The organism is Variovorax paradoxus (assembly GCF_009498455.1).
GTDB lineage: Bacteria > Pseudomonadota > Gammaproteobacteria > Burkholderiales > Burkholderiaceae_C > Variovorax > Variovorax paradoxus_H.
The window spans coordinates 1,211,733-1,238,415 of record NZ_CP045644.1 but is presented as its reverse complement, the minus strand read 5'-3'; the positions used below and the strand labels follow the sequence as shown (position 1 = coordinate 1,238,415).

Genomic DNA, 26,683 nt, shown 5'->3' with positions numbered 1-26,683 from the left:
GTCAGGCCGACGCGGCGGGGACGGGAATGGAGGTCGGGGTGGGTTGGGGGTCGAAGATGCGGTAGCGCTTCCACGGCAGCGTGAGCCAGTTGCCCTGGGTGTTCTGCAGGTGCTCCTGCACTTCCAGCGTGGCGCGCGACGAGGCGGGGCCGTCCTGGCTGCTGATGCGCAGCCAGTGCAGCCGCGCCCGCGCATAGGCGTGGCCGAAATCTTCCCAGCTCTCGAAGCTGTCCTGCGCGCGCTGTGCATTGAGGAACAGCACCAGCCAGGCCTGCGACTCGGGCACCCAGCCCAGCAGCGCGATGCAGCGCACCAGGAAGGCCGTGCGCGCGCAGTCGAAGGCCAGCGCGTCGCGCACCTTGCCTTCGGCCGCGAGCTGTTCATAGAAGTTGGCGTGGGTGCGGCCGAGCCCGCCGACCCAGCCGACCAGCGCGGCCTGCATCTGCGTGGCGATGTCGCGCTCGGGCAGGTCGGCGGCCATGTTCATTTCGCGCAGCACCTGCCTGGCCAGCCGCTGGCGCTGCTCGGCGGGCAGCTCGAGCACCAGCGCGTCGCTGTCGCAGCGCAGGCCGTTGCGCAGCAGCAGGATGTCGCCCAGCGCCAGCGCCCAGCGGCGGCGGTTGGGCACCACCTTGCCGGCGTCGGCCCGGGCCTGCGCCGTGCGCACCGCGAGGTCGGCGTTGGCCTTTTCCATGGCGCCGATCGCCGTGTCCGAGCCGCGCACGACGATGCGCAACGCGGTGCGCACGACGAACCACGCGACGCGCAGCCCGAGGTACAAGAGCCCGAGCAGCACGAGGATGAGGAGGGCCTGCATCATGGCGAGGCGGCTCCCGGCTGCAGCGGCGCGCACACGGCGGCGCTCAGCGAGATGCCTTCGATCTCCATCATCGCGGCGGGCGCCGCCGAGGGGGCCGCCTGCAGCGACGGCGGCAACCGGTTCGCGGGCAGCGTCAGGCGGGCGGCGACGGCCACCGCCACGTCCATCTGCCGCAGCCGCGACAACTCGTGCGGCGCGATGCGCAGCAGCAGCCATTGCAGCGCCGGCGGCGGCTGCTCGAAGTGCTCGATCAGGTGGAAGTTGCCGCTCATCACGCTGAGCAGGAAGTCGGGGCTGCGCACGTCGGTGACGAACTTCCACTGGCCCTGGGTGGTGCTGGTGTCGTCCGCCGTCTCGGGCTCGAACACCAGGCCCATGCCCTCGCAGTCGCTGTGGCGCTCGCCGCGCGGCGGCAGCGTGCGCAGGAACTGCAGCACGTCGTCGGCGTACTTGCGCACCGGGTGGCGGTTCTGCTTGCCCTTGATCTGGTCGATCCGCAGCCCGTCGGCATGCACTTCGAGGCTGATGGTCACGTGCGGCAGGTTGCCCGCGCTGCGCAGCGTGAACAGGCGCAGCCGGCCGCTCTGCGCGGCACTGGCGTACTGCTCGCCATAGCCGCCGTTCAGCTTCTTGAGGTTGGCGAACTGCCCCAGGCAATGCTGCATGTGGAACGACTCGTAGGCCATTTCCTCGCGCAACGCCGCATGGCTGCCGATGAACTCGAAGATCACGCCGTTGGGCGTGCGCAGCAGTTCCTTCAACGCCAGGCCGCTGCTGGGCACCCAGCCCTTCTTGCGCTTGGCCTGCATGCGCTGGTGTTCCTGCTCCCACAGGGCCATGGCCATGAAGCAGGTGATGCGCTGCAGCTTCTGTTCGAGCCGCGTGCCGCGCCGCGAGCGCAAGAACTCGACCAGCATGCGTTCGCGGTCGACCAGCAGCAGGTGCTCGGGGTCGAGGTAGTAGAAAGTCTTTGGGGCGGCTTCGGGGGCTTGCGGCTCGGCCTTGCCGCTCTTGGACTTGTCCTTGTCTTGTGCGGCCGGTGCGCGCGGCTGCAATTGCTTGGCCAGCCACTCGGGCAGCGGCTTGTCGGGCCCGGCCGCAGCCAGGTAGTCGGCGGGCGACTGCACCGGCAGCACGTTGTCGAAGCTGCCGATGGCCCAGCGGAAGAAGTGGTTCAGCAGCCAGGCCGCCATGTCGGCGTCGTCGCCGCGCTCGGCGCTGCGGCGCGCAATCGCGGCCTTGACCTCGGGCGCGTTCACCACGTCGCGCGGCAGGTACACCGCCGTCGCGGCAGGTGGCGCGGAGGGGTTCGTGGAAGGAGACGGAGTCGGGATGGGCATCGACGGGCGGGCGACTTACAGCGTGAAGTCGTACTCCACCGTGATCGGCGCGTGGTCGCTGAACTTGACTGTCTTGTAGATCGCCTCGGTGCGCGCCAGTGCGCCCATGGCCGGTGTCGCGAGGTGGTAGTCCAGCCGCCATCCCACGTTGTTCGCGTAGGCCTGGCCGCGGTTGCTCCACCAGGTGTAGGCGTCGCCCGTGGTGTCGGGCTTGAGGCGGCGGTACACGTCCACGAGGCCGGCGCCTTCGGTGCCCGCGTCGAGCAGGCGCGTCATCCAGGCGCGTTCTTCGGGCAGGAAGCCGCTGTTCTTCTGGTTGCCGCGCCAGTTCTTCAGGTCGATTTCCTGGTGCGCGATGTTGATGTCGCCGCACAGAATGAACTCGCGCTCCTTCTTCAGCGCCACGAGGTGCGGGAAGAAGCCTTTCAGGAAGCGGAACTTGGCGGCCTGGCGCTCCTCGCCCGAGCTGCCGCTCGGGAAGTAGCAGCTGATCACCGAGAACTTGCGCTTGGGTGTGTCGAAGCGCAGCTCGAGGTAGCGGCCTTCGGCGTCGAATTCGGGATCACCCCAGCCCACGACGACGGCGCTGGGCGCATGCTTCGTGTAGATCGCGGTGCCCGCGTAGCCTTTTTTCTCGGCAAAGTGAAAGTGGCCCTGGAGTTCGGCCATCTTTTCGAAGCGGCCCTCGACATCGCTGGCCTGGACGCGGATCTCCTGCATGCAAATACAATCCGGCGCGAGTTCGGCCACCCAGTCGGCGACGCCCTTGGTGGCCGCCGAGCGCAGGCCATTGAGATTGAGACTGGTCAGTTTGAACACAAGGAATTTCCAATGGCTGTAGACGGTCAGACAAGCAGCGCGGTGGCACAGGACTTCGTCCAGTTCGCGCTCGACGCCGGCGTGCTTCGCTTCGGCGAATTCAAGACCAAGGCCGGTCGCATGAGCCCGTATTTCTTCAATTCGGGACTGTTCGACGACGGCGCCAAGATCGCGCGGCTCGCCGGATTCTATGCAGACCGCCTGATCGAAAGCGGGCTCGAGTTCGACATGATCTTCGGCCCCGCCTACAAGGGCATCCCGCTGGGCGCCACCGTGGCCGCCGAGCTGGCCCGCCGCGGGCGCAACTACCCCTTCGCCTACAACCGCAAGGAAGCCAAGGCGCACGGCGAGGGCGGCAATCTCGTGGGCGCGCCGCTCAAGGGCCGCGTGCTCATCGTCGACGACGTGATGTCGGCCGGCACCGCGGTGCGCGAATCGATCGCCGCCATCCAGGCCGCGGGCGCCACGCCGCATGCCGTGTCCATCGCGCTCGACCGGCAGGAAAAAGCCACCGAGAACGGCGTCGACGTGGACCACAGCGCCGTGCAGTACGTGCGCAACCAGCTCGGCCTCGCGGTGGTCGCCATCGCCACGCTGGACGACCTGCTGAGCTACCTCTCGGGCAATGCCGCCGCCGACCTCGGCGCGCACCGCGAGCGCGTGCTGGCCTACCGCACGCGCTACGGCGCCTGAGACGCAGCGCCGATGCGACGCCTCGCGCGCGATCCCTTTTCTGCCTGTGCCATGGCGTCGCTGTGGCTGGGCCTGGCGGCCTTGTCGTGTGGCGTGGCGCTGGCGCAGCCTGCGAAGACTGACGCACCCGGCGTCGGCATCTACACCTGCGTCGACGCGCGCGGACGCACGCTCACGGCCGACCGGCCGATCGCCGAATGCAGCGACCGCGAGCAGCGCGAACTGGGCCCCAGCGGCACGGTGCGCCGCAAGCTGGAGCCGACCTACACGGCGCGCGAATTGCAGGAGCGCGAGGACCGCGCGCGCGAAGCCGCCATCCAGGCGGCGCGCATCATCGACGAGCGCCGCCGCGAGCGCGCGCTGCTGGTGCGCTACCCCAACGCCACCACGCACGACCGCGAGCGCGCCGAGGCGCTGTCGCAGATCGACGCCGTGATCCAGGCCGCGAAAAAGCGCATCGCCGAGCTCGCCGACGAGCGCAAGAAGATCGACGAAGAACTCGAGTTCTACAAGCAGGACACGAGCAAGGCGCCCGGCGCGGTGCGCCGCAGGATCGAGGACAACACGCAGAGCGTGGCCGTGCAGAACCGCTTCGTCGCGGAGCAGGAAGACGAGAAGAAGCGCGTGAATGCGCGCTTCGATGAGGAGCGTGGGCGCCTGAAGACGCTCTGGTCGCCGCAGAACGGCGGCAACCCCCGCTGAACGAATGAACCCGCCGGGGCCTTGCGCAAGGCCCCGGGATTTTTGATCAGCCCAGCTTGGCTTTCAGCAGCTCGGTGACCTGCGCCGGGTTCGCCTTGCCCCCGCTGGCCTTCATGACCTGGCCCACGAGGCCGTTGAGCGCCTTTTCCTTGCCGCCTCGGTATTCCTCGACGTTCTTGGCATTTTTGGCAATCACCTCGTCGAGGATCTTGTCGAGCGCGCCGGTGTCGTTCATTTGCGTCAGACCCTTGGCCTCGAAATACGCCGTGAACATCGCATCCATTTGCTCAAAGCTTCCCCCGACCAAGGTCGGATTCAACTCGCGAGTCCAAAGTGCATCAAAGACTTGGCGTGCCGCGCTATTACTTATGGCGCCCGAAGAGATGTGCCTGATAAGGCCAGCGAGCGCAATTGCTTGAACCGGTGAATCGCTGACATTTGCCCCGCTGGCGTTCAGACGGCGCGCCATTTCGCCGGTGATCCAGTTGCTCGCGAGCTTCGGCGTGGCGCCGGCTGTCACGGCATCATCGAAGTAGCGTGCGAGCGCCGCGCTCTGCGTGAGCTGCGCGGCGTCGTATTCCGACAGGCCGTGGTCGCGCACATAGCGCTCGGCCGTGGCGCGCGGCAGCTCGGGCATGGTGGCGCGCACGCGCTCGATCCACTCGGCGGCCACCACCAGGGGCGGCAGGTCGGGGTCGGGAAAGTAGCGGTAGTCGGCCGCGTCTTCCTTGGTGCGCATGGTGCGCGTCTCGCCGGTAGCGGGGTCGAACAGCACGGTCGCCTGTTGAATCGCGCGGCCGTCTTCGAGCTCGTCGATCTGCGAGTTGATCTCGTAGTCGATCGCCTGCTGCATGAACTTGAAGCTGTTCAGGTTCTTGATCTCGCGGCGCGTGCCGAGCTTGTCGCCAGGCTTGCGCACCGACACGTTGGCGTCGCAGCGAAAGCTCCCTTCCTGCATGTTGCCGTCGCAGATGCCGATCCACGTGACGATCTTGTGCAGTTCGCGCGCATAGGCCACGGCCTCGGCGGTGGAGCGCATGTCGGGCTCGGTCACGATCTCCAGCAGCGGCGTGCCGGCGCGGTTCAAGTCGATGCCGCTCTGGCCGATGAAGTCTTCGTGCAGCGACTTGCCCGCGTCTTCCTCAAGGTGGGCGCGCACGAGGCGCACGGTCTTCTTTTCTTCACCGAGGAAGAACGAAACCGCGCCGCCTTGCACCACCGGGATCTCGAACTGGCTGATCTGGTAGCCCTTGGGCAGGTCGGGGTAGAAGTAGTTCTTGCGCGCGAACACGCTGCGCGGCGCGATGTGCGAGCCGAGCGCCAAGCCCAGCTTGATGGCGCGTTCGACCGCGCCCTTGTTCATCACCGGCAGCGTGCCCGGCAGTGCCAGGTCGACCGCGCAGGCCTGCGTGTTGGGCTCGGCGCCGAAGGCCGTGGAGGCGCGGCTGAAGATCTTGCTGTTCGTCGACAGCTGCGCGTGCGTCTCGAAGCCGATGATGACTTCATAGCCGCGCACCAGCGGGCCGGTCGGGCGGCCTTGTTGTTGTGCTTCGAAGGTGTTCACTGCGGTGTTGTCGCTCATGTCAGAAGCCCTCCGGCGTGCGCGTGTGCCAGTCGGTGGCCTGCTGGAAGCGGTGCGCTGCGTTCAGCAGCTTCGCTTCGCCGAAGTAGTTGCCGATCAGCTGCAGGCCCACGGGCATGCCGGCGTCGAAGCCTGCGGGCACGCTCATGCCGGGCAGGCCGGCGAGCGAGGCGGGCAGCGTGAAGATGTCGGCGAGGTAGTCGGCCACGGGGTCGTCGCCGTGTTCGCCGATCTTCCAGGCGGTGGTCGGCGCGGCGGGGCCGGCGATCACGTCGCATTGCGTCAGCGCCTGCTGGAAGTCGTCCGCGATCATGCGGCGCACCTTCTGTGCCTGCAGGTAGTAGGCGTCGTAGTAGCCGTGCGAGAGCACGTAGGTGCCGATCATGATGCGGCGCTTCACTTCGTCGCCGAAGCCTTCGGCGCGCGTGCGCTCGTACATCTCGGCCAGGTCCTTGTACTGCTTGGCGCGGTGGCCGAACTTGACGCCGTCGAAGCGGCTCAGGTTGCTCGACGCTTCCGCGGCGGCCAGGATGTAGTACACGGGAATCGACAGCTCGGTGCGCGGCAGCGAGACCTCGACGCGCTTGGCGCCGAGCTTCTCGTACTGCAACAACGCTGCATCAATGGCGGCGCGCACGCCGGGCGCCACGCCGTCACCGAAGAACTCCTTCGGCACGCCGATGCGCAGGCCGTCGAGCGAGTCGTTCAGCGAGCGGCCGAAGTCTTCGGCGGGCTTGTCGAGCGAGGTCGAATCGCGGTCGAGGTCGGGGCCGCAGAAGGCCGACAGCAGCAGCGCGCAGTCTTCGGCCGAGCGGGCCATCGGGCCGGCCTGGTCGAGGCTCGAGGCGAAGGCCACCATGCCGTAGCGCGAGGCGCGGCCGTAGGTCGGCTTGATGCCGGTGACGCCGCAGAACGAGGCCGGTTGGCGGATCGAGCCGCCGGTGTCGGTGCCGGTGGCGGCGGGTGCGAGGCGCGCGGCCACGGCCGCGGCGCTGGCGCCCGACGAGCCGCCCGGAATGCGGTCGAGGTTCCAGGGGTTGCGCACGGGCACGGCTTTGTCGTGGCCCACGGCGGGCACGGCGACGTTCTCGTTGGCCGAGCCCATCGCGAACTCGTCGCAGCTGAGCTTGCCGAGCGTGACCGCACCGGCTTCGGCCAGGCGGCGCACCACGGTCGCGTCGAAGGGCGAGCGGTAGCCCGCGAGCATCTTCGAGCCGGCGGTGGTGGCGAAATCGGTGGTGACGAAGATGTCCTTGTGCGCAATCGGCACGCCGGCCAGCGCGGGCGCGTTGCCCTTCGCAAGGAGCGCGTCGGCCGCGCGGGCCTGGGCCAGCGTGACTTCTTCGTTGACGTCGACAAAGGTGCCGAGCGATTCGTGGGCCTTCATGCGGCCGAGGAACGCTTGCGAGGCCTCGACGGCTGAAACCTTGCGGTCGGCCAGCGCCTTCGCCAACGCGACCACGCTCCATTGGTGCAGTTCATCGGTGCTCATCATTCGATCACCTTGGGCACGAGGAACAGGCCGGCTTCGACGGCCGGGGCGCTCTTCTGGTTGGCTTCACGGTTGTTCGGCTCGCTCACGACGTCGTCGCGCAGGCGCAGCGTCACGTCTTCGAGCGCGGCCACCGGATGCGCCAGCGGCTCGACGCCGGTGGTGTCGACCGCGCGCATGCGTTCGACCAGATCGAAGAAGCCGTTGATTTGAGTGAGCATGCGCTCGCTTTCGTCTGGGGCAAGCTGCAGCCGCGCCAACGAGGCGATGCGTGCAATATCGGAAGCGGAAAGAGACATAGGTGGCTGACGGGTCGAAAAAACCGGAGGCAATCGCACGCCGAAGAGGGTGCCGACACGGGATTCAGAGGGGATTCGGTTATTATCCCGCCTTTGCCGCAACCCCCGCGAACGCGCCGGCTTTTGCGCCAAAAACGATCAATTCACCCCGTCAAACGACCCAAAAAATAGAGCGACGACCTGCCGATGCGCAGGCCGTGCTCAGAGGATTCCGCACATGTTTGGAGCTTTCCGTCGGTACTTCTCCACCGACCTGGCGATCGACCTCGGCACCGCCAACACCCTGATCTTCGCCCGCAACAAGGGCATCGTGCTGGACGAGCCCTCCGTGGTCGCGATCCGCCACGAAGGCGGTCCCCATGGCAAGAAGGTGATCCAGGCCGTCGGCCGCGAAGCCAAGGCCATGCTGGGCAAGGTGCCCGGCAACATCGAGGCCATCCGCCCGATGAAGGACGGCGTGATCGCCGACTTCGTGATCACCGAGCAGATGATCAAGCAGTTCATCAAGATGGTGCACCCGCGCACGCTGCTCACGCCGAGCCCGCGCATCATCATCTGCGTGCCCTGCGGTTCCACCCAGGTCGAGCGCCGCGCCATCAAGGACGCGGCCGAAGCCGCCGGCGCCACCGCCGTCTACCTCATCGAAGAACCCATGGCCGCGGCCATCGGCGCCGGCCTGCCCGTCAGCGAAGCCTCGGGCTCGATGGTGGTGGACATCGGCGGCGGCACCACCGAAGTGGGCGTGATCTCGCTGGGCGGCATGGTCTACAAGGGCTCGGTCCGCGTGGGCGGCGACCGCTTCGACGAAGCCATCATCAACTACATCCGCCGCAACTACGGCATGCTGATCGGCGAGCCGACGGCCGAAGTCATCAAGAAGAACATCGGCTCGGCTTTCCCGGGCTCCGAAGTCAAGGAAATGGAAGTCAAGGGCCGCAACCTTTCCGAAGGCGTGCCGCGCAGCTTCACCATCAGCAGCAACGAAGTGCTGGAAGCCCTGACCGACCCCCTGAACAACATCGTCTCGGCCGTGAAGAACGCGCTGGAACAGACGCCCCCCGAACTGGGCGCCGACATCGCCGAGCGCGGCATGATGCTCACCGGCGGCGGCGCGCTGCTGCGCGACCTCGACCGACTGCTCGCCGAGGAAACCGGCCTGCCGGTGCTCGTGGCCGAAGATCCGCTGACCTGCGTGGTGCGCGGCTGCGGCATCGCGCTCGAACGCATGGACCGTCTCGGTAGCATCTTCACGAGCGAGTAAAGGCGAAAGCCTCCATCGGCCGGCCTTTGCTTGCGCAGGCCGGCCTTTTGTTATTTGATGCTGCACCACTGCCGGGTCTGACTACATGCCTCTGGGCACGCTCGATCGCACAGCGCCACCCCTGTTCAACCAGGGGCAATCGGCACTCAGCAAGCTGATCTTCTTCGGCGCGCTCTCGCTCTTCCTCATGGTGGCCGATGCACGCTTTCACCTCGTGAAGCCGATCCGCTCGGCCATCGGCGCGGTGCTCTATCCGGTGCAGATGGTGGCGCTCAAGCCCGTCATGCTGGTGATGGGCGGCAGCCGTTACTTCGAAGAGCTGCAGACCGCGCAGCGCAACGAGGAAGAAGCGCGCAAGGCCCTGATGCTGCAGGCCGAAACTGCCAGCCGCGCCGACACGCTGGCCCAAGACAACGCCCGCCTGCGCGAGCTGCTCGAACTGCGCCAGACCACCACCACGCCGGGCCGCCCGGCCGAGGTGCTGTACGACGCGGCCGACCCCTACACGCGCAAGATCGTCATCGACCAGGGCCTCACGCAGGGCGTGGCGGCCGGCTCGCCGGTGATCGATGCGCGTGGCGTGCTCGGCCAGGTCACGCAGGTGCTGCCCTTCACGAGCGAGGTCACGCTGGTGATCGACCGCGACCTGGCCATTCCCGTGCAGAACACCCGCACCGGCGTGCGCAGCGTGGCCTTCGGCGACGCCTCGGCGCACGGCGGCGGCATGGAGCTGCGCTTCATGGCGGCCAATGCCGACCTGCAGGAGGGCGACCTGCTCTCCACCAGCGGCGTCGATGGCATCTACCCGGCCGGCCTGCCGGTGGCGAAGATCGAACGCATCGAGCGCCGCGCCGATTCGGCCTTTGCGCGCATCTACTGCGTGCCGCTGGCCCGCGTGACGGCGGCGCGCTACGTGCTGGTGCTCGAGCCTTCCGGCGCGCCGGTGGCGCCGCCGCACGTCGAGGCCGCATCCACCCAACGCAAGCGCCCCGACGGCAAGCCCGGCGCCGGCAAGAACGAAAAGAAGCCCGCGGGAGCCACGCGATGATCAAGCGCCCCGGCCAGCAGCAGCTCTTGCTGCCCGTCAGCCCCGTCTTCATGTGGACCAGCCTGCTCGTGGCGCTGCTGGTCAACATGATCCCCATCGGCCGCGCGGCCTGGATGCCCGACCTGCTGGCACTGGTGATCGTGTTCTGGGGCGTGCACCAGCCCGCGCGCGTGGGCATCGGCGCGGCCTTCATGTTCGGCCTGCTCATGGACGTGCACCAGTCGTCGATGCTGGGCCAGCACGCGCTGTCCTACACCACGCTGGGCTTCTTCGCGGCCATGATCCACCGGCGTCTGCTCTGGTACCCGGTGCTCTCGCAGGCGCTGCAGGTGCTGCCGCTGTTTGCGCTGTCGCAGTTCATCGAGGTGATCACGCGCATGATCGGCGGCGGCGTGTTCCCGGGGTGGGGCGTGCTGATCTCGCCGGCCCTCGAGGCCGCACTGTGGCCGCTGGCCAGTGCGTTGCTGCTGGCGCCGCAGCGCCGCACCCCTGAACCCGACGAGAACCGGCCCCTCTGAGTTCTTCTTCCCTGCGCTGCATTTGCCATCGCACCTGCGCACGCCTAAGCTCCTGATGCCATGACCGAAATCCGCAACGTTGCCGCCGACCTGGCGCGCTTCAAGCGCCGCGTGATCGTCATCGGCCTGGCGGTGCTGTTCGCCTTCGGCCTGCTGGGGTCGCGGCTCGTTTACTTGCAGGTGGTGCGCCACGACGACCTGGCCGAGCAGGCCGAGAGCAACCGCACGGCCGTGGTGCCGGTGGTGCCGAACCGGGGGCTCATCCTCGACCGCAACGGCATCGTGCTGGCCTCCAACTACTCGGCCTACACGCTGGAAATCACGCCTTCGAAGGTCGGCGATGTCGAGGAAACCATCAACAGCCTGACCAGCGTGCTCGAGGTGTCGCCGCGCGACCGCCGCCGCTTCAAGCGCCTGCGCGAAGACTCGCGCAGCTTCGACTCCATTCCGATCCGCACCCGCCTGAGCGACGAAGAAGTGGCGCGCTTCGCGGCCCAGCGCTACCGCTTCCCGGGCGTGGAGATCAAGGCGCGCCTGTTCCGCAACTACCCGAACGGCGAGACGGGCTCTCACGTGCTCGGCTACATCGGCCGCATCAACCAGCGCGAAAAAACCGCGATGGAAGACTGGGAAGAAGAAGACCAGGCCAACTACAAGGGCACCGACTACATCGGCAAGCTCGGCATCGAGCAGAGCTACGAAAAAATGCTGCACGGGCAGACCGGCGTCGAGCAGATGGAAACCTCGGCCGGCGGGCGCGCCGTGCGCCGGCTCGCAAGCCATCCGGCCACGCCGGGCAACACCGTCATGCTGTCGCTGGACATCAAGCTGCAGAAGCTGGTGGAAGACATGTTCGGCGAGCGCCGCGGCGCGCTGGTGGCCATCGACCCCAAGACCGGCGAGGTGCTGGCCTTCGTGAGCAAGCCCACCTTCGATCCGAACCTGTTCGTGGAAGGCATCGACACCGAGAGCTGGAAAGAGCTCAGCGAGTCGCTCGACAAGCCGCTGCTCAACCGCGCGCTGCGCGGCACCTACCCGCCGGGCTCGACCTACAAGCCCTTCATGGCGCTGGCGGCACTGCAGACCGGCAAGCGCGGCGCGAGCGTGGTGGTGAACGACCCCGGCTACTTCAACTTCGGCGGCCACCGCTTCGGCAGTCCCGAAGGCAACCTGGGCGGCGTCGACATGCGCCGCTCGATCCAGGTGTCGAGCAACATCTACTACTACTCGCTGGCCAACGAGATGGGCGTGGACCTCATCCACGACTTCATGAAGCCCCTGGGCTTCGGCCAGATCACCGGCATCGACCTGGGCGGCGAGCTGCGCGGCGTGCTGCCGAGCACCGAGTGGAAGCGCAACGCCTACAAGCGGCCCGAGCAGAAAAAATGGTACGCGGGCGAGACCATCTCGCTGGGCATCGGCCAGGGCTACAACAACTTCACCATGCTGCAGCTCGCGCAGGCCACGGCCATCGTGGCCGACGGCGGCATGAAGCGCCGTCCGCACCTGGCACTGGCGATGCGCAACACGGTCAGCGGGCAGGTCGTGCCGTTGCCGCAGCCGCCGGCCGAGAACCTCGGCTTCGCCGCCGCCAACATCGCGGTGATCCGCGAAGGCCTGACCAGCGTGGTCACCAGCGGCACCGCGCGCAGCGTTTTCGCCGGCGCGGGCTACCAGGCGGCCGGCAAGACCGGCACGGCGCAGGCCGTGACGCAGGCCAAGAACACCCGGTACAACGCGCGCGCGCTCGAAGAGCACCAGCGCGACCACGCGCTGTTCATGGCCTACGCGCCGGCCAGCAACCCGAAGATCGCGCTGGCCGTCATCGTCGAGAACGCGGGCTGGGGCGCCGGCTCCGCGGCGCCCATTGCGCGCCGCGTGTTCGACTACTGGCTCATGGATCAGTACCCCAGCGAGGCCGACATGGCCGCCGTGCGCATCGGCCGCGCGGGGGCGCCGATGGGCAAGCCGCGCGTGGCCAGCGAGGTGGTGTGGCCCGTGGCGGGAGCGGCTTCGCCGGTGCCTACGGGCGCGGCATCGGCGGCGGCTACGCCCTGAAGGTCTGACTCCCTCTCCCCTGGGGGAGAGGGGTGGGGTGAGGGTGAGCGGCCATCAACGCCGCGCGATGTGGTGAGGCCGACTGCCCTCACCCTGGCCCTCTCCCAGAGGGAGAGGGAACAACACGGGGAGAGAGGGCGGCGCGGGGCCTCAGGCGATCACGGTCCCCGTGACCTCACCCAGCCCGATGCGCACCGCGCCTTCGCGCTCGCACCAGCCACGCATCACCAGCGTGTCGCCGTCTTCCAGGAACGTGCGCGTCTCGCCGTTCGGCAGCGTGATCGGCTGCTTGCCGCCCCCCGTGAGTTCCATCAGCGAGCCGGCCTGGTCGGGCTGCGGGCCCGACAGCGTGCCCGAGCCCAGCAGGTCGCCGGGCTGCAGGTTGCAGCCGTTCACCGTGTGGTGCGTGATGAGCTGCGCGGCGGTCCAGTAGGCGGCCTCGGTGGTGTTGCCGAGCGTGAGGCGCACGGGCGCGACGCCGTCGGCGCGCATCTTCGCGGTCTGCAGCAGCACTTCGAGCGTGATGTCGAGCGCGCCGCTGGCGCGGTTCGAGGGGGCGTCGAGGTAAGGCAGCGGCTGCGGGTCTTCGGCGGGGCGCTCGAACTTGGCGCGGAACGGGGCCAGCGCGTCGGTCGTCACGATCCAGGGCGACAGCGTGCTCGCGAAGTTCTTCGCGAGGAACGGGCCGAGCGGCTGGTATTCCCAGGCCTGCAGATCGCGCGCCGACCAGTCGTTGAGCAGGGTCACGCCGAACAGATGGTCTTCGGCGTCGCCGATGGCGATGGGCTCGCCCAGCGCATTGCCGCGGCCGACGAGGAAGCCCAGTTCCAGTTCGTAGTCGAGCCGCTTCGACGGGCCGAAGCTCGGTGCGACGGCATCGGGCGCCTTGGTCTGGCCTTGCGGGCGCTTGAAGGTCTGGCCGCTCACGCCGATCGACGAGGCGCGGCCGTGGTAGCCGATGGGCACCCACTTGTAGTTGGGCATGAGCGGCTGGTCGGGACGGAACAGCTTGCCGATGGTGGTGGCGTGGTGGATGCCCGTGTAGAAGTCGGTGTAGTCGCCGATGCGGCAGGGCACGGTCATCTCGGCCTGCGCTTGCGCGAGCAGCGCCTTCGCCCACGCGGCCTGCTGGCTGCTGCCTTCGGCAAGGCCGGCGGAGATCGCGGCGCGCAGGGCCTGGCGGTCTTTCACGCTCGCGTTCATCAGCACGTTCATGTCGTCGGTGTCGACGAGCCCGGCCGCGCGCAGGTCAAGAATCTGGTCGCCGATGGCCACGCCGATGCGGAACGCCTCGCTGCTGCCGGCCGTGCGGAAGCGGCCGAAGGGCAGGTTCTGGATCGGGAAGTCGGTGCCGGCCACGTTGGCGGCGGCAACCCAGCTGCGCAGCTTCGGGTCGTGGGTGGCGTTGAGTGCGGTCATGGATGTCTTTCGGTTCTTGAATCGGATCAGTCGGCGGTCATGCCCGCTTTTTTGGCGACGTCGCCCAGGCGCTTGTATTCGGTGTCGGTGAGCGTGGTGAGCTCCTGCGCGGTCGAGCCGCGCGGCGAGAAGCCGGCCTGCTGCAGCTTGGCCTTCACGTCGGGCATGGCCAACGCTTCGACGAACGCTTCGTTCAATGCCTTCACGATCGGCGCGGGCAGCTTCGCCGGGCCGTACACGCCGAACCATGGCTCCAGCGCGTAGCCCTTGAGGCCTGCCTCGGCCATCGTCGGCACGTCGGGCAGCGAGGGCGAGCGCGTGGAGCCCGCCACGGCCAGCGCGCGCAGCTTGCCGGCCTGGATGTGCGGCAGCGACGCCGGCAGGTTGTCGAACATCACGCCGATGGTGTTGCCCAGCATGTCGGTGATGGCCGGGCCGCTGCCCTTGTAGGCGACGTGCGTGAGCTCGGTGCCGGTCATCTGCGCGAACATCACGCCGGCCAGGTTCATCGAGGTGCCGGCGCCCGCGGTGGCGTAGGGCAGGCCGGGGTTCTTCTTCGCGGCGGCGATGAGGTCAGGCACCGACTTGATGGGCGAGGCCGCCGGCACTTCGAGCACGATGGTCGACATGCCCAGCAGGCTGATGGCCGTGAAATCCTTGCGCGGGTCGAAGGCCATCGACTTGTAGATGTGCGGGTTCAGCGCGTTGGTCGAGATGGCGCCGAAGCCGATCGTGTAGCCGTCGGGCGCAGCCTTGGCCACGGCGTCCATGCCGATGTTGCCGCCCGCGCCGCCGCGGTTGTCGATGAGCACCGGCTGGCCCAGTTTTTCCGACACCTTCTGGCCCACGGTGCGCGCCACGAGGTCGGTGGTGCCGCCGGGCGTGTAGGGCACGATGAACTTGATGGGCTTCGAAGGAAAGTCGGCCGCATGCGCGAACAAGGGCGCGGCCAGCAACGCGAGGGCCGCGGCGCGGCGCGTGAATGTGAAGGTGTGCGTCATGGCTTGAATTGGTCTTTCAGACCGGCCCAGCAGTCGGTGTAGTCGGTGTCGAGCGCCGGGCTTTGCAGCGCGAAGTTCGTCGGAATGAAACGGTAGCGGCTCTCGAACATGAAGGCCAGCGTGTTGTCCAGCTTGTGCGGCTTGAGGTCGGCGTGCGTGGCCTTGTCGAAGGCTTCTTCGTCCGGGCCGTGCGGCACCATGCAGTTGTGCAGGCTCGCGCCGCCGGGCTTGAAGCCGCCCGGCTTGGCGTCGTACTCGCCCAGCACCAGGCCCATGAACTCGCTCATGAGGTTGCGGTGGAACCACGGCGGACGGAAGGTGTTTTCCATGACCATCCAGCGCGGCGGGAAGATCACGAAGTCGCAGTTGGCCGTGCCGGGCGTGTCGCTGGGCGAGGTCAGCACGGTGAAGATCGACGGATCGGGATGGTCGAAGCTGATCGAGCCGATCACCATGAAGTTCGCCGTGTCGTACTTCACCGGCGCGAGGTTGCCGTGCCACGCGACCACGTTGAAGGGCGACTGTTTTGTCGGTGCGGTCCAGAAGCGGCCGCCGAATTTTTTCACCAACCCGTAGGCGCCGCCGTCTGCCTCGAAGGCCGCCACGGGCGCCTGGAAGTCGCGTGCGTTGGCCAGGCCGTTCGAGCCGATCGGGCCGAGCTCGGGCAGGCGGAAGTGCGCGCCGTAGTTCTCGCACACGTAGCCGCGCGAGAGACCGTCGGGCAGTGCGACCTTGAAGGCCATGCCGCGTGGCAGCACCACGATTTCGCCGGGCTTCACGTCGAGCACGCCGAGTTCGGTGGTGACGACGAGGCGGCCCTGTTGGGGCATCACCAGCATCTCGCCGTCGGCGTTGACGAAGGCGCGCTGTTCCATCGAACGGCCCGCCAGGTACATCAGCGAGCCGATGCCGACCTGCGATTCGGCGTCGCCGTTGGCGGCCAGCGTGTGCATGCCGTCGATGAAGTCGACGTCGGCCGCGCCGTCCAGCGGCAGCGGGCCCCAGCGCATCGGCTCGGGCGGCAGCGCGATTTCGCGGTCGGCGCCGGTGGTCCAGTGCGTCTGCGCGTAGGGCTGGTAGCGGCCCGACACCACCGAGGGCTGGCGGCGGTACAGCCAGGTGCGGCGGTTCTCGTGGCGCGGCGCCGTGAAGGCGGTGCCCGAGAGCAGCTCGGTGTACAGGTCGAAGGGACCGCGCTGCGGGTTGTTGCGGCCTTGCGGCAGCGCACCGGGCACGGCTTCGGAGGCGTATTCGTTGCCGAAGCCGCTCTGGTAGCGCCGTTCGGAGGCGGGGTGGGTTGGGTCATGGGCTTCTCTTTCGAAAATCGCGATGAGGTGGGAGTGCGTGGATGTGGCGCAGCTCAGCCGGCGCGCGCCGCGTCGAAGGCTTCGCGCAGCACGGCCAGCGAGCCGACGTGGTTGGCCAGCACGAGCACGAGCCGTGCGTTGAAGGCGTGGCTTTCTTCGGTGGAAAGCCCCTGGTGGGCTTCGATGAGCGCCTCGTAGAAATCGTCGGGCGCGTCGAGGTTCGGCGTGGTGATCAGCTGTGGTTGCATCGGGGTCATGCCTTTGCCAGCGCGTGGTCGAGGGCCGCGCGAATTTTCGCCGCCGTGGGCTGCCGCCAGCGCGCGCACACGTGCTGGTCGGGCCGCAGCAGGTAGACGGTGCCGGGCTGCGCGTCGTAGCGCTGCATGGCGAGTTCGGCATCGGCACCGGTGCCTTCCACGCGCACCACATGCAGCGCGAGGTCGCTGGCTTCCAGCGCCTGCAGGCTGCGCTCGGCGGCGTCGCCGGTGCCGAACACCAGCGCGGTGAAGCGCGCCACATGGCATTCGCGCAGCAGCCAGCCGGTGCTGCCGTCGGCGCGCCGCACGGGCGCATCGGCTGCCGCCGCGCCGGGCACCATCGCGCCGGCGAAGGAGTCGGCGTCGGGCGTGTTGAGCGGCGAGTCGCGCAGCACCGTGGCCACCGACAGTCGCCCGCTGTTGACCAGCGAGCGCGCGAAGGCATGGCGCTTGGTCAGCTCGAGCACCGCGTCGCGGAACAGCCGGCTCACCTCGCTCTTGGGCGTGATGAAGTCGGTGGCGCGCGTCGAATTGCGGATGTTCTCGTCGGCCGCGAACTCGCGCTCGCTCGCGTAGCTGTCGAGCAGCGCGTCGGGCGCGTCGCCGGCCAGCACGGCCGCGAGCTTCCAGGCGAGGTTGTCCGCGTCCTGCACGCCCGAGTTGGCGCCGCGCGCGCCGAAGGGCGACACGCCGTGCGCCGAGTCGCCCGCGAACAGCACACGCCCGTGGCGGAAGCGCTCCATGCGCTGGCAGGCGAAGGTGTAGACGCTGGCCCAGCCGATCTGGAACTGCACGCCCTCGAAGCCGATGCTGTCCAGCAGTGCGCGCACGCGCGGCGTGATGCGCTCGGGCTTGCGCTCTTCCACCGGGTCGGCGTCCCAGCCGAGCTGGAAGTCGACGCGCCACATGCCGTCGGCCTGCTTGTGCAGCAGCACGCTCTGGCCGGGGTGGAACGACGGATCGAACCAGAAGCGGCGCTCGGTGGGCAGCTGTGCGTCCATCGTGATGTCGGCGATCAGGAAGCGGTCGCGGAAGGTGCGGCCCTTGGCTTCCTGCCCCAGCATCTGGCGCAGGTTGGAGCGCGAGCCGTCGCAGGCGGCGACGTAGCCGGCCTGCAGGCGGTACTCACCCTCGGGCGTTTCCACAGTCAGCACCGCGCCGTCGTCGCCTTGCTCGATACCGGTGACCTTGTTGTTCCAGCGCAGGTCGATCAGCGGCAGCGCTGCGGCGCGCTCGACGAGGTAGCCCTCGACGTAGTACTGCTGCAGGTTGATGAAGGCCGGGCGCTCGTGGCCGGGCTCGGGCAGCAGGTCGAAGCGGTAGACCTGCTCGTCATGGAAGAACACCTTGCCGACGTGCCACGACACGCCCTTGTCCACCATGCGGTCGCCGCAGCCGAGGCGGTCGAACACCTCGAGCGTGCGCTTGGCAAAGCAGATCGCGCGCGACCCGCTGGACAGGCTGTTGTCGTTGTCGAGCAGCACCACGGGAATCTGCCGCAGGGCGAGGTCGATGGCGAGCGTGAGGCCCACCGGGCCGGCGCCCACGACCACCACGGGGTGGCGGGCGGGCGCGGCGGCGTCCTGGTCGGCATGGCGGGTGTAGTCGAAGCGCAGGCTTTGGTAGTCGATCACGTGTTGTCTCCGTGTCTTGTGTCTTGCATTGCTCCTTCCCCCGCTGGGGGAAGGTTGGGATGGGGGCACGCGGCGTTCACTTCGGGCGCTCTGCCTGCCCCCACCCCAGCCCTCCCCCAGCGGGGGAGGGAGCCATGCGGAATCAGCCTTCCAGCGCCTTCCACATGTCGATGTCGCGCTGTGCCGTCCACACGCGCGGGTCCGCATGGCCCGAGGCCTCGTCGTACGCGCGGCTCACGTCGAAGGGCATGCAGTGGTCGAAGATCACCCACTGGCTGTACTTGGGCTTGAGCTTCTCGTAGGTCTCCTTGTAGACCGCGTTCAGATCGCGGCCGGCCTTCACGCCGTCCTGCACGCTGGCGTACACGTCGGCGATGAAGGCACGTGTTTCCTGCAGGCCCTTGGCCACGTCTTCGGGCGTGGTGAGCGCGGCGCCGCGGCCCGGCACCAGGGCCAGGGGCTTCAGGGCGGCGAGCTTGTCCAGCGTCTGCGGCCAGTCCTGGAAGTAGGCGTCGCCGGCGTACGGCGTGGCGCCGAACTCGACCAGGTCGCCCGACAGCAGCGCGCGCTCCTGCGGCAGCCAGACGACCGTGTCGCCCTTGGTGTGGCCGCGGCCCAGCTGCAGCAGCTGCACTTCGAGCTTTCCCAGCCACAGCGTCATCTTGCCGGTGAAGGTCATGGTGGGCCAGGTCAGGCCCGGGGGCACGGTCTCGACGTTCTGGAACAGGCGCGGGAAGCGGCCGATTTCGCTGGCCTTGTCTTCCTCGCCGCGCTCGACGATCAGGTCGCGCGTGTCCTGGCTGGCCAGGATGTGTTCGGCCCCATAGCCGGCGGCGCCCAGCACGCGCACCGCGTGGTAGTGCGTGAGCACCACGTACTTGATGGGCTTGTCGGTCACTTCGCGGATGCGGCGCACCACGTCGGCGGCCATGGCGGGCGTGGCCTGGGTGTCGGCCACCAGCACGCAGTCGTCGCCAATGATGATGCCGGTGTTGGGGTCGCCCTCGGCCGTGTAGGCCCAGGCGTGCTCCGAAATCTGGCTGAAGGTGATCTTCTTTTCTTCCAGGTCGGCCTGGCTGGCGAACTTCTTGGCTTGGCTCATCGTGTGTCTCCGGTGGGGTGGTTTGGGATTCACCTTATTCGTTTAAGGCGAACGAGTTTGCAGATAACGAATGCGCGCAGTGTAAGCCCGAGATCAGTTCATGTCTAATGCCTTCTTCATGAACGAACAACCAGACGGCAAGGCGGCCATGGCGACTGTTGACACCGACCGCGCCCAGCGCGGCATCCAGAGCATCGAAGTCGGCGGGCAGCTGCTGCGCGCGCTGGTGCACCACGGCCGCCCGATGGCGCTCAAAGACCTTGCCCGCGAAGCGGACATGACGGCCGCCAAGGCCCACCCGTACATGGTGAGCTTCGGCCGGCTGGGCCTCATCGAGCAGGACCGCGCCAGCGGCCACTATCTGCTCGGCCCGCTGGCCTTGCAACTGGGGCTGATCAGCCTGCAGCAGGCCGACCCGGTGCACATCGCCACGGCGCTGATCGGCCAGCTCGCGCAGCAGATCGGCCACACGGTGGCGCTGGCCGTGTGGGGCGCGCGCGGCGCGACCATCGTGCGCACGGCCGAGTCGCCCTCGCCGGTGCACGTGAACATGCGCCACGGCACCGTGTTCTCGCTCACCAACACGGCCTCGGGCCGCGTGTTTGCCGCCTACCTTGACCCGGCCGTGGTGCGCGCGCAGCTCGAGGACGAGCGCCAGCGCCAGAAGCAGCGCAAGGGCGCCGCCGAGCCCGCGCCGCCGGCCGGCATGCCGCCGGTGCAGCCGCTGCCCTCGTGGAGCGACTTCGCGCGCCAGTGCCAGGAAGTGCGCGACCACGGCATCAGCCGCTCCGACGGCGAGGTGATCGAGGGCGTGAGCGCCATGGCCGCGCCCGTGTTCGACCACACCGGCGCCATCGTGCTGGCCGTGACCGCCATCGGCCCGGCCGGCATCTTCCACACCGCCTGGGACGGCGAGATCGCGCGCGCGCTCAAGGCCTGCGCGGGCACGGTGTCGCAGCGCCTGGGCGCGAGCAAAAACCAGGGCGGGGTCGGCGCCGTGGTTCCCTCTGTCTCCGATCGATGACCCTGTTTTCTTCCGCCTTGTCTTCCACGCCTTCTTCTTCCGACTCCGACGATCTCGCGCTGCGCATCGACCGCACCGTGGCGCTGCTGCGCGGTGCGCGGCGCATCGTGGTCTTCTCGGGCGCGGGGCTGTCCAAGGCCTCGGGCATCCCGACCTACCGCGACGCCGACGGCCTCTGGATGAGCCAGAACGCGCTCAAGTTCTCGCATGCCGACGACCTCGCGCGCGACCCGGGCGGCTTCACCAGGTTCTGGGCCCAGCGCCTGTCGCTGATCGAGACCGCGTCGCCCAACCCCGGCCACCTCGCGCTCGCGCAGCTGCAGCGGCTGCGCCCCGCGACCCGGCTCATCACGCAGAACGTCGACGGCCTGCTCGGCAAGGCCGGCGGGCAGGATGTGCTGGAGCTGCACGGCTCGCTGCGCCGCTGGCGCTGCGACCACTGCGGCAACCGCAGCGGCCCGTGGCCCTTTCACCGCTGCCTGCGCTGCGGCTCGCATGCGCGGCCCGACGTGGTCATGTTCGGCGAGATGCTGAACGCCGGCGTGCTGCTCGACGCGCAAGTGGCGGCGCAGGAGTCCGACCTGTTCCTGGTGGTCGGCAGCACCACCATCGTCTACCCGGCGGCCGAGTTGCCCAAGCTGGCGATGGCGCGCGGTGCGCGGCTGGTGACGCTCAACATCGAGCCGCTGCCGCATCTGGACGATGCGGCGGCGGTGGTGTTGCGGGGGGCGTCGGAAAACCTGTTGCCGCGGTTGCTGGCCGGCATGGTCGGCGACTGAGCCGTCAGCCGGCCCGCAGCTTCTCGCGCAGCACGCGCCAGCGCGCGAGGCTCTCGGCGGGCCAGTGATCCTTGCGGTCGTAGTACTCAGGCACGGCGGGCGCGCCCGGCGGCAGCGCCACCCACGGCTGCTTCGACATCGTGAAGATGTGCAGGTCCGGCGGCAACATGTCGGGCGTGTCGAGCGTGCCCACGCGGATGAAGCTCACGGCGTCGCCGGCGCCAGCGTAGTGGCTCCACAGCGCGACGTGGCAGGTGGGGCAGCGCGCGTACGTCTGTCCGCGTCCGCTGGCCGACGGCGTGAGCACGCGATCGACCGTGCCCTGCAGCACCTGCACGTGTTGCGGTTCGATCAGCGCATTGAGTGCAAAAGACGACCCCGTCTCGCGCTGGCACCAGCGGCAGTGGCAGCAGTGCACGAAGAGCGGCGGGGCGTTCAGGCGGTAGCGCACCTGCCGGCAGGTGCAGCCGCCTTCGAGCGGCACGAAGGCGTCGGCCATGACCGTGGTCGGCGAGCGCTCAGCCCTTCTTGCCACCCAGCAGCACCAGCGCGCCGCCCACCACGATCGCCGCCACGCCGGCCCAGGAGGGGATGTTGACGTTCTGTTTTTCCTTCACCGAGAACTCCAGCGGGCCCAGCTTGGCCTGGTGGGTTTCCTTGGTGAAGCTGAAGCCGCCGATGCCGAGCCCGGCGATGCCGGCGACGATCAACAGGATGCCGACGATGCGCGTTGCGTTCATGGGGCGGGTCTCCTCGAGGTGGTTGGCAAGAACAGAAATAAAAAACGGCGGTCGCTCAGCGCCGCGCCGGCGCCGCACGCGGCTGCGGCGGTTGTTGCTGCTGCAACTGGTCGACCCATTGCACGACTTCGGCCATGGCCGCGTCGCTCGCCGCGATAAGCGCCTTCACGCCGCCGGGCGCGTCGGCGCTGGCGGCGGGGCGGCGCACCGTGAAGGTCCGCTGGCCCATCACGCGGTCGCCGCCGGTGGCGCTGCGGACCAGCGTGGCGCGCAGGCGCACCAGGCCCGTGCTGCTGGCCGGCGCATCGAAGTAGTGGCTGAACTCGTCAAGCGAAATGCGCAGCGTGTCGGGCACGATGCCCTCGGTGCGCGCGAGCGTCGCGCTTTCTTCGGGGCCGAGCACGGTGCGGCGTTCGGCCAGCGTGTCGCGCAGCCGCTGGCGCAGCAGCTGCGCGGGCGGCAGGCTCCAGCGCGACTGGCCGTAGGGGCGCAGTTCGTTGGCGTCGGCATAGCCCATGCGGTACAGGATCTGCGTGCCGTCCAGGCGCGTGTTGCTGTCGAACTCGGCAAGGGACAGCGCAGGCAGTGCGGTCGTCGGCGCGGCGGCAGCGGCAGCGGCAGGCGCAGAAAGGCCGGGGCCGAAGTCGTACAGCGTGGCGCGCGCCGGCTTGTCGGGCAGCATGCCGCAGCCGGCGAGCAGCAGGGCACAGCCGAGGCTGGCGAGGGCGTGGAGGGTGGTGGTCTTCATGCGCATGGTGTGGGCTCCCGGTCAACGGCGTGCGGCGGGCGCAACGAAGCCGGGCTCGCCCGGACCCGCGACCGCGCCGCCGTTGCCGAACAGCAGCGATTGCGGGTTGTCGTTGATGCTGTCGGCCGCGCGGCCCAGGCGGCGCACCGCATGCGCGGTGTCGTCGGCCACGCGGTTCACGCGCGGCAAGGTGGCGGCGTTGAACGAATCGACCGCCTGCGCCAGCGCCTTGGTGCCGTCGCTCAGGCGCTCGACCGGGCCGTCGGGCGCGTTGAGTTTGCCCACGGTGGTGTTGAAGTTGTTGGCCACGCGCGAGACGTCGCCGGCCGCTTTCTTCACCGTCGACAGCGTCTCGGGCATGGCGGCGAGCGTCGGGTTCAGGCCGGTCTTCACGGTGTTGTCGAGCTGCTTGAGCAGCGTGTTGGCGCTGGCCGAGGCGGCCGCGATGTTCTCCAGCGCATCGGCCACGCGCTTCTGGTTGGCGTCGGCCAGCAGCGCGTTGGCGCGCTTGGTCACTTCTTCGACCTGGTCGATGATTTCCTCGCCGCGGTCCTGCAGCTTCGCGAGCATCGACGGCTTGAGCGGAATGCGCGGCGGGTTGTCGTTGTTCGGCTTGAGCGCGACGGTCGATTCGCCTTCGTCGTCCAGCGCGATGAAGGCCAGGCCGGTCACGCCCTGGTAGCTCAGCGTGGCAAAGCTCGACGTGGTGAGCGGCACGCGCTCGTCGACCGTGATGCGCACACGCACGTTGCCCTTGGTTTTGGGGTCGAAGTCGATCGAGGTCACCTTGCCGACCGAGATGCCGCGGTAGCGCACTTGGGCCTGCGGCTGCAGGCCGCTCACGGCATCGCGGGTGGAGAGTTCGTACACGTTGCGCACGGTGTTGTCGCGCGTGAACCAGACCACCAGCGCGACGAGCGCGGCGATCAGGCCGAGCACGAAGGCGCCGGCGGCGAGGGCGTGGGCCTTGTTTTCCATGGGGACCTACCTTTCTTCAGCGCGCGCGGCCTCGGGCCGCGGCGCGGGTGGTTCTTCTTTGCCGGCGGCGGGCTTGTCGTGCAGCGCCTCCAGGGCGCGCTGGCCGCGCCCGCCGAGAAAGTATTCGTGGATGAACGGATGCGGATAGGCGATGACTTCGCGCGCCGTGCCGCTCACGATCACCTGGTGGTCGGCCAGCACCGCGATGCGGGTGCTCAGGTCGAACAGGGTGTCCAGGTCGTGCGTGACCATCACGACCGTCAGGCCCAGCTCGCGGTGCAGGCCGCGCAGCAGGTCGCAGAAACTGTCGGACGCTTCGGGATCGAGGCCGGCCGTGGGCTCGTCGAGCAGCAGCAGCGGCGGGTCCATGATGAGCGCGCGCGCCAGCGCCACGCGCTTGATCATGCCGCCCGACAGATCCGACGGGCTCTTGTTCGCATGCTGCGGCTCCAGCCCCACCATCTGCAGCTTCACGAGCGCGGCATGGCGAATCAGCTCGTCGGGCAGCAGCTTGAGTTCGCGCAGCGGAAAGGCGATGTTCTCCAGCACGCTGAAGGCCGAGAACAGCGCGCCGTGCTGGAACAGCATGCCCACGTTGGCCGCGCCGGCCGCGCTGAGTTCACCCGGCGCCCGGCCCAGCACCTCGACCGTGCCCTTCGTGGGTTTCTGCAGCCCGAGAATCTGCCGCAGCAGCACCGTCTTGCCGGTGCCCGAGCCGCCGACCAGCGACAGCACTTCGCCGCGGTCGAGGTGCAGGTCGAGGTCGCGGTGCACCACCTGCTCGCCGTCCGGGCTCTTGAACACGGTCCAGAGCTTGCGGATGTCGACCACGGTGCCGGGCGGGGATGTCGTGGCGGCGTTCATCCGCGGAATCCTATGCCCTTGAAGAGCACGGCGAAGAGCGCATCGACCAGGATCACGGCAGTGATCGAGGTCACGACCGACGACGTGGTGCCGCGCCCCAGGCTCTCGGTGTTGGGCTTGACCTTCATGCCGAAGTAGCAGCCGATCAGCGCGATCAGCACGCCGAACACCGCCGACTTGGCCAGGGCCAGCCAGAGGTTGGCAATGGGCACCGCGCGCGGCAGCGCCGACAGGAAATACGCCGGCGAAATGCCGAGCGCGGCGTCGGCCGCGAGCATGCCGCCGGCCAGCGCCGCCATCGAGGTCCACAGGCTGATCAGCGGCATCGCGATGGCCAGCGCCAGCACGCGCGGCATCACGAGGCGGAAGCCGTGCGGGATGCCCATCACGCGCATGGCGTCGAGTTCTTCGGTGACGCGCATCACGCCGATCTGCGCCGTGATCGCCGAACCCGAGCGGCCTGCAATGAGCACGGCGGCCAGCACCGGCCCGAGTTCGCGGATCAGCGACAGCCCGAGGATGTTCACCACGAAGGTCTCGGCGCCGTAGTTGCGCAGCTGCTGCGAGATCAGGTAGGCCAGCACCACGCCGATGAGCAGGCCGACCAGCGCCGTGATGTGCAGCGCCGTGGCGCCGAACTGATAAAGGTGGCCCGAGAAGTCGCGCCACGGCGCGCGGTGCGGCGCGCGCGCCAGCGTGCACAGGTCGAGCGCGAGCTGGCCGATGAGGCCCACGAAGTCGCGCAGCACCACCATCGCGCGCGGACCTTGGTGGGCGAGTTCGCGCAACCGGTCGCTCAGCGATTTCGGCGGCTCGTCGGGCGTGGCCACCGTGAACTTCGCCACCTGGTCGAGTACCGCCTGGTGCTGCGGCGTCAGCTCGAGCGTGGCCGGCCAGTCGTGGCGCCAGTGGTCCCACAGCAGCTGCGCGCCGATGTGGTCGAGCTGGCCGATGGGGCGCAGGTCCCAGGCGCGGTCGTCGGTGGGCGGCAGCGCCGCGAGGTCCTTGGCCACCGCCTCCCAGGCCGGCCGCGTCGACATCGCCAGCGTGGTCCAGCAGCCGCTGGCCACGGCCCAGCTGCGGCCGTCGGCATCGTGCGTGCGCGCGCGCGGCGGCGCAGAGGCGTCGTCGATGGCGGGCAGGTCGGCAGACGACGGGGTGGAGACCATGGGCGGGCGAGTGAGGCGGTTTGTTAACAAAGGATGCAGGTGAGACGGCGCATCGTAACCGCGTGCATCCGCAGCTTGTGTGCGTCCGGCCCTTCGTTTGCGTAGGGCCAGACGCCGTTTTTCAGGAACCCTTCAGCTCCAGGCCCGGGCCAGCGCGTTCCATGCGCTGGCGATCACGGGCTCGTCGCGGCGCGCGGCCAGCGAGACGAAACGCAGCGCGCAATCGAGCCGCACGCGGTCGGCCAGCACGAGGCCGTGGGCCTGGCTTTCGCGGATCGCGATCGAGTCGCGCACCAGGCTCAGGCCCACGCCCGACTTCAGCAGGTCGAGCATCGAGGCCTCCTGGTCGACCAGCGCCACGCGCCGGGGCGCCAGGCCGAGCGGGCCGAACACGCGCTCCAGCAGCCGGTGGTGCGCCGACTCGGGCGGCGTGGCCAGCCAGGGCAGGGCGGCCAGCGCCTTCCAGTCGCGCCCGAGCACCTGCGGGCCCCAGCCGGCTGGGGCGACCACGCGGTAGCTGAAGCGGGTGAGCGTGCGCACCGCGAGCGGCGCCGGCGCGGCGTCGTCGGGTTCGTCACCGGGGTCGAGGTGAAAGCCCACGTCGAGCTCGCCGCGCAGCACCTGCGCCAGCACGCTGCCGCTCATGCCATGGCGCAGCTCGGTCTCGATCTGCGGCGCGGCCTCGACCAGTTCGCGCAGGAACACGCCCAGCCGCGTGAACTCGGGGTCGAGGATGGTGCCGATGCGCAACGCCCCGCGCACCGTGACCTGCAGGTTGCGCGCGGCCTGCTGCAGATCGCCCACGGCCGCCAGCACGCGCTCGGCCTGCGGCAGCATCGCCGCGCCGTCGGCCGTGAGCGCCAGCCCGTGCGGCGTGCGCGTGAACAGCGCCAGCCCCGTTTCTTCGGCGAAGCGCTTGAGCTGCAGGCTCACCGCGGGCTGCGTGAGGTGCAGCTTTTCGGCGGCGCGCGAGACGTTGCCCTCGCGCGCCGCCAGGACGAAGGCGCGCAGAATCTGGAGGTCCATCGA

At 68.9% G+C, this 26,683-nt stretch carries 27 protein-coding genes; 8 read left to right on the top strand and 19 right to left on the bottom strand.

The genetic code is table 11. The features are described from left to right. Position 1: 1 nt before the first annotated feature. The 3 genes from GFK26_RS05555 to GFK26_RS05545 are packed head-to-tail and all read right to left on the bottom strand — an operon-like array spanning position 2 to position 2,979. Positions 2-820, bottom strand: a complete 819-nt coding sequence (locus GFK26_RS05555; RefSeq protein ID WP_228121922.1) for a DUF1266 domain-containing protein — start codon at positions 818-820, stop codon at positions 2-4. Next, the gene (locus tag GFK26_RS05550) at positions 817-2,160 is read right to left on the bottom strand and encodes a PcfJ domain-containing protein (protein ID WP_153281124.1); all 1,344 of its coding nucleotides are present in this window, start codon (positions 2,158-2,160) and stop codon (positions 817-819) included. The genes GFK26_RS05555 and GFK26_RS05550 overlap by 4 nt, the downstream gene beginning before the upstream one ends. Positions 2,161-2,175: 15 nt before the next feature. Then, positions 2,176-2,979, bottom strand: a complete 804-nt coding sequence (locus tag GFK26_RS05545) for an exodeoxyribonuclease III (RefSeq protein ID WP_153281123.1) — start codon at positions 2,977-2,979, stop codon at positions 2,176-2,178. A gap of 12 nt (positions 2,980-2,991) precedes the next feature. On the opposite strand from GFK26_RS05545, the gene pyrE reads away from it, so the two are divergent. Together pyrE and GFK26_RS05535 are read left to right on the top strand one after the other, a co-directional pair. After that, positions 2,992-3,672, top strand: coding sequence for an orotate phosphoribosyltransferase (gene pyrE / locus GFK26_RS05540; protein ID WP_099794609.1), 681 nt, complete (start codon positions 2,992-2,994; stop codon positions 3,670-3,672). 51 nt (positions 3,673-3,723) lie between these two features. Continuing rightward, positions 3,724-4,374 carry a DUF4124 domain-containing protein gene (locus tag GFK26_RS05535; RefSeq protein ID WP_228121921.1) on the top strand — a complete coding sequence of 217 codons (651 nt, stop codon included), beginning with the start codon at positions 3,724-3,726 and terminating at the stop codon, positions 4,372-4,374. Positions 4,375-4,420: 46 nt separating this feature from the next. Here GFK26_RS05535 and gatB read toward each other — a convergent pair whose 3' ends face one another. The 3 genes from gatB to gatC are packed head-to-tail and all read right to left on the bottom strand — an operon-like array spanning position 4,421 to position 7,747. Beyond that, entirely contained in the window at positions 4,421-5,956 is a 1,536-nt protein-coding gene (gatB, locus tag GFK26_RS05530) for an Asp-tRNA(Asn)/Glu-tRNA(Gln) amidotransferase subunit GatB (protein WP_153281121.1), read from the bottom strand. A gap of 1 nt (position 5,957) precedes the next feature. After that, positions 5,958-7,451 (bottom strand): Asp-tRNA(Asn)/Glu-tRNA(Gln) amidotransferase subunit GatA, encoded by a 1,494-nt coding sequence (gene gatA / locus GFK26_RS05525; RefSeq protein ID WP_416222544.1) that lies wholly within the window; start codon positions 7,449-7,451, stop codon positions 5,958-5,960. Further along, positions 7,448-7,747 carry an Asp-tRNA(Asn)/Glu-tRNA(Gln) amidotransferase subunit GatC gene (gene gatC, locus GFK26_RS05520; protein WP_056583926.1) on the bottom strand — a complete coding sequence of 100 codons (300 nt, stop codon included), beginning with the start codon at positions 7,745-7,747 and terminating at the stop codon, positions 7,448-7,450. The genes gatA and gatC overlap by 4 nt, the downstream gene beginning before the upstream one ends. 217 nt (positions 7,748-7,964) lie before the next feature. Here gatC and GFK26_RS05515 point away from each other — a divergent pair, with 217 nt between their 5' ends. The 4 genes from GFK26_RS05515 (at position 7,965) to mrdA (ending at position 12,632) form a co-directional block, all read left to right on the top strand. Beyond that, positions 7,965-9,008 carry a rod shape-determining protein gene (locus tag GFK26_RS05515; protein ID WP_056583929.1) on the top strand — a complete coding sequence of 348 codons (1,044 nt, stop codon included), beginning with the start codon at positions 7,965-7,967 and terminating at the stop codon, positions 9,006-9,008. Between the two features lie 85 nt (positions 9,009-9,093). Further along, a complete protein-coding gene (mreC, locus tag GFK26_RS05510; protein WP_153281119.1) occupies positions 9,094-10,056 on the top strand; it encodes a rod shape-determining protein MreC in 963 nt (320 codons plus the stop codon). Then, positions 10,053-10,574, top strand: coding sequence for a rod shape-determining protein MreD (gene mreD / locus GFK26_RS05505; RefSeq protein WP_153281118.1), 522 nt, complete (start codon positions 10,053-10,055; stop codon positions 10,572-10,574). Before mreC ends, mreD begins: the two co-directional genes overlap by 4 nt. A gap of 60 nt (positions 10,575-10,634) precedes the next feature. Continuing rightward, a complete protein-coding gene (mrdA, locus tag GFK26_RS05500) occupies positions 10,635-12,632 on the top strand; it encodes a penicillin-binding protein 2 (RefSeq protein ID WP_153281117.1) in 1,998 nt (665 codons plus the stop codon). Between the two features lie 150 nt (positions 12,633-12,782). On the opposite strand, the gene fahA is transcribed toward mrdA, so the two are convergent. The 6 genes from fahA to GFK26_RS05470 form a co-directional block, all read right to left on the bottom strand. Continuing rightward, entirely contained in the window at positions 12,783-14,051 is a 1,269-nt protein-coding gene (gene fahA / locus GFK26_RS05495; RefSeq protein WP_153281116.1) for a fumarylacetoacetase, read from the bottom strand. A gap of 26 nt (positions 14,052-14,077) precedes the next feature. Further along, positions 14,078-15,052 carry a Bug family tripartite tricarboxylate transporter substrate binding protein gene (locus GFK26_RS05490; RefSeq protein WP_153281115.1) on the bottom strand — a complete coding sequence of 325 codons (975 nt, stop codon included), beginning with the start codon at positions 15,050-15,052 and terminating at the stop codon, positions 14,078-14,080. Next, positions 15,049-16,287 (bottom strand): homogentisate 1,2-dioxygenase, encoded by a 1,239-nt coding sequence (gene hmgA / locus GFK26_RS05485; protein ID WP_416222543.1) that lies wholly within the window; start codon positions 16,285-16,287, stop codon positions 15,049-15,051. Before hmgA ends, GFK26_RS05490 begins: the two co-directional genes overlap by 4 nt. 125 nt (positions 16,288-16,412) lie before the next feature. Next, positions 16,413-16,607: a DUF2783 domain-containing protein gene (locus GFK26_RS05480; protein WP_153285863.1), complete on the bottom strand. Its 195-nt coding sequence runs from the start codon at positions 16,605-16,607 to the stop codon at positions 16,413-16,415. 5 nt (positions 16,608-16,612) lie between these two features. Beyond that, a complete protein-coding gene (locus tag GFK26_RS05475; RefSeq protein WP_153281114.1) occupies positions 16,613-18,250 on the bottom strand; it encodes an FAD-dependent oxidoreductase in 1,638 nt (545 codons plus the stop codon). A 142-nt stretch (positions 18,251-18,392) separates the two neighbouring features. Continuing rightward, positions 18,393-19,352, bottom strand: a complete 960-nt coding sequence (locus GFK26_RS05470) for an MBL fold metallo-hydrolase (protein ID WP_153281113.1) — start codon at positions 19,350-19,352, stop codon at positions 18,393-18,395. 148 nt (positions 19,353-19,500) lie between these two features. Here GFK26_RS05470 and GFK26_RS05465 point away from each other — a divergent pair, with 148 nt between their 5' ends. After that, positions 19,501-20,376 carry an IclR family transcriptional regulator gene (locus GFK26_RS05465; protein WP_153285862.1) on the top strand — a complete coding sequence of 292 codons (876 nt, stop codon included), beginning with the start codon at positions 19,501-19,503 and terminating at the stop codon, positions 20,374-20,376. Then, positions 20,373-21,155: an SIR2 family NAD-dependent protein deacylase gene (locus GFK26_RS05460; RefSeq protein WP_153281112.1), complete on the top strand. Its 783-nt coding sequence runs from the start codon at positions 20,373-20,375 to the stop codon at positions 21,153-21,155. Before GFK26_RS05465 ends, GFK26_RS05460 begins: the two co-directional genes overlap by 4 nt. Before the next feature lie 4 nt (positions 21,156-21,159). Here the strand turns inward: GFK26_RS05460 and GFK26_RS05455 are convergent, their stop codons facing one another. From GFK26_RS05455 to GFK26_RS05425, 7 genes are all read right to left on the bottom strand, one after another. Beyond that, positions 21,160-21,654: a GFA family protein gene (locus GFK26_RS05455; protein WP_153281111.1), complete on the bottom strand. Its 495-nt coding sequence runs from the start codon at positions 21,652-21,654 to the stop codon at positions 21,160-21,162. Between the two features lie 19 nt (positions 21,655-21,673). Next, positions 21,674-21,895 carry a hypothetical protein gene (locus tag GFK26_RS05450; RefSeq protein WP_056583963.1) on the bottom strand — a complete coding sequence of 74 codons (222 nt, stop codon included), beginning with the start codon at positions 21,893-21,895 and terminating at the stop codon, positions 21,674-21,676. A 55-nt stretch (positions 21,896-21,950) separates the two neighbouring features. After that, entirely contained in the window at positions 21,951-22,649 is a 699-nt protein-coding gene (locus GFK26_RS05445) for an ABC-type transport auxiliary lipoprotein family protein (RefSeq protein ID WP_416222542.1), read from the bottom strand. A 15-nt stretch (positions 22,650-22,664) separates the two neighbouring features. Next, positions 22,665-23,621, bottom strand: coding sequence for an MlaD family protein (locus tag GFK26_RS05440; RefSeq protein ID WP_153281110.1), 957 nt, complete (start codon positions 23,619-23,621; stop codon positions 22,665-22,667). A gap of 6 nt (positions 23,622-23,627) precedes the next feature. Continuing rightward, a complete protein-coding gene (locus GFK26_RS05435) occupies positions 23,628-24,485 on the bottom strand; it encodes an ABC transporter ATP-binding protein (protein WP_153281109.1) in 858 nt (285 codons plus the stop codon). After that, positions 24,482-25,654, bottom strand: a complete 1,173-nt coding sequence (locus tag GFK26_RS05430) for an MlaE family ABC transporter permease (protein ID WP_153281108.1) — start codon at positions 25,652-25,654, stop codon at positions 24,482-24,484. Before GFK26_RS05430 ends, GFK26_RS05435 begins: the two co-directional genes overlap by 4 nt. 132 nt (positions 25,655-25,786) lie before the next feature. Next, positions 25,787-26,680, bottom strand: coding sequence for a LysR family transcriptional regulator (locus GFK26_RS05425; RefSeq protein ID WP_228121920.1), 894 nt, complete (start codon positions 26,678-26,680; stop codon positions 25,787-25,789). Positions 26,681-26,683: the final 3 nt, after the last annotated feature.

Coding starts and splice junctions, on each gene's coding strand:
- gatA (WP_416222544.1), bottom strand. CDS start 7,451: ATGATGAGCACCGATGAACTGCACCAATGGAGCGTGGTCGCGTTGGCG.
- GFK26_RS05550 (WP_153281124.1), bottom strand. CDS start 2,160: ATGCCCATCCCGACTCCGTCTCCTTCCACGAACCCCTCCGCGCCACCT.
- GFK26_RS05435 (WP_153281109.1), bottom strand. CDS start 24,485: ATGAACGCCGCCACGACATCCCCGCCCGGCACCGTGGTCGACATCCGC.
- GFK26_RS05455 (WP_153281111.1), bottom strand. CDS start 21,654: ATGGCCGACGCCTTCGTGCCGCTCGAAGGCGGCTGCACCTGCCGGCAG.
- gatB (WP_153281121.1), bottom strand. CDS start 5,956: ATGAGCGACAACACCGCAGTGAACACCTTCGAAGCACAACAACAAGGC.
- gatC (WP_056583926.1), bottom strand. CDS start 7,747: ATGTCTCTTTCCGCTTCCGATATTGCACGCATCGCCTCGTTGGCGCGG.
- GFK26_RS05480 (WP_153285863.1), bottom strand. CDS start 16,607: ATGCAACCACAGCTGATCACCACGCCGAACCTCGACGCGCCCGACGAT.
- GFK26_RS05425 (WP_228121920.1), bottom strand. CDS start 26,680: ATGGACCTCCAGATTCTGCGCGCCTTCGTCCTGGCGGCGCGCGAGGGC.
- GFK26_RS05465 (WP_153285862.1), top strand. CDS start 19,501: ATGGCGACTGTTGACACCGACCGCGCCCAGCGCGGCATCCAGAGCATC.
- mrdA (WP_153281117.1), top strand. CDS start 10,635: ATGACCGAAATCCGCAACGTTGCCGCCGACCTGGCGCGCTTCAAGCGC.
- GFK26_RS05460 (WP_153281112.1), top strand. CDS start 20,373: ATGACCCTGTTTTCTTCCGCCTTGTCTTCCACGCCTTCTTCTTCCGAC.
- GFK26_RS05515 (WP_056583929.1), top strand. CDS start 7,965: ATGTTTGGAGCTTTCCGTCGGTACTTCTCCACCGACCTGGCGATCGAC.
- mreC (WP_153281119.1), top strand. CDS start 9,094: ATGCCTCTGGGCACGCTCGATCGCACAGCGCCACCCCTGTTCAACCAG.
- GFK26_RS05470 (WP_153281113.1), bottom strand. CDS start 19,352: ATGAGCCAAGCCAAGAAGTTCGCCAGCCAGGCCGACCTGGAAGAAAAG.
- GFK26_RS05535 (WP_228121921.1), top strand. CDS start 3,724: ATGGCGTCGCTGTGGCTGGGCCTGGCGGCCTTGTCGTGTGGCGTGGCG.
- GFK26_RS05445 (WP_416222542.1), bottom strand. CDS start 22,649: ATGCGCATGAAGACCACCACCCTCCACGCCCTCGCCAGCCTCGGCTGT.
- GFK26_RS05430 (WP_153281108.1), bottom strand. CDS start 25,654: ATGGTCTCCACCCCGTCGTCTGCCGACCTGCCCGCCATCGACGACGCC.
- mreD (WP_153281118.1), top strand. CDS start 10,053: ATGATCAAGCGCCCCGGCCAGCAGCAGCTCTTGCTGCCCGTCAGCCCC.
- GFK26_RS05555 (WP_228121922.1), bottom strand. CDS start 820: ATGATGCAGGCCCTCCTCATCCTCGTGCTGCTCGGGCTCTTGTACCTC.
- GFK26_RS05450 (WP_056583963.1), bottom strand. CDS start 21,895: ATGAACGCAACGCGCATCGTCGGCATCCTGTTGATCGTCGCCGGCATC.
- fahA (WP_153281116.1), bottom strand. CDS start 14,051: ATGACCGCACTCAACGCCACCCACGACCCGAAGCTGCGCAGCTGGGTT.
- GFK26_RS05440 (WP_153281110.1), bottom strand. CDS start 23,621: ATGGAAAACAAGGCCCACGCCCTCGCCGCCGGCGCCTTCGTGCTCGGC.
- pyrE (WP_099794609.1), top strand. CDS start 2,992: ATGGCTGTAGACGGTCAGACAAGCAGCGCGGTGGCACAGGACTTCGTC.
- GFK26_RS05490 (WP_153281115.1), bottom strand. CDS start 15,052: ATGACGCACACCTTCACATTCACGCGCCGCGCCGCGGCCCTCGCGTTG.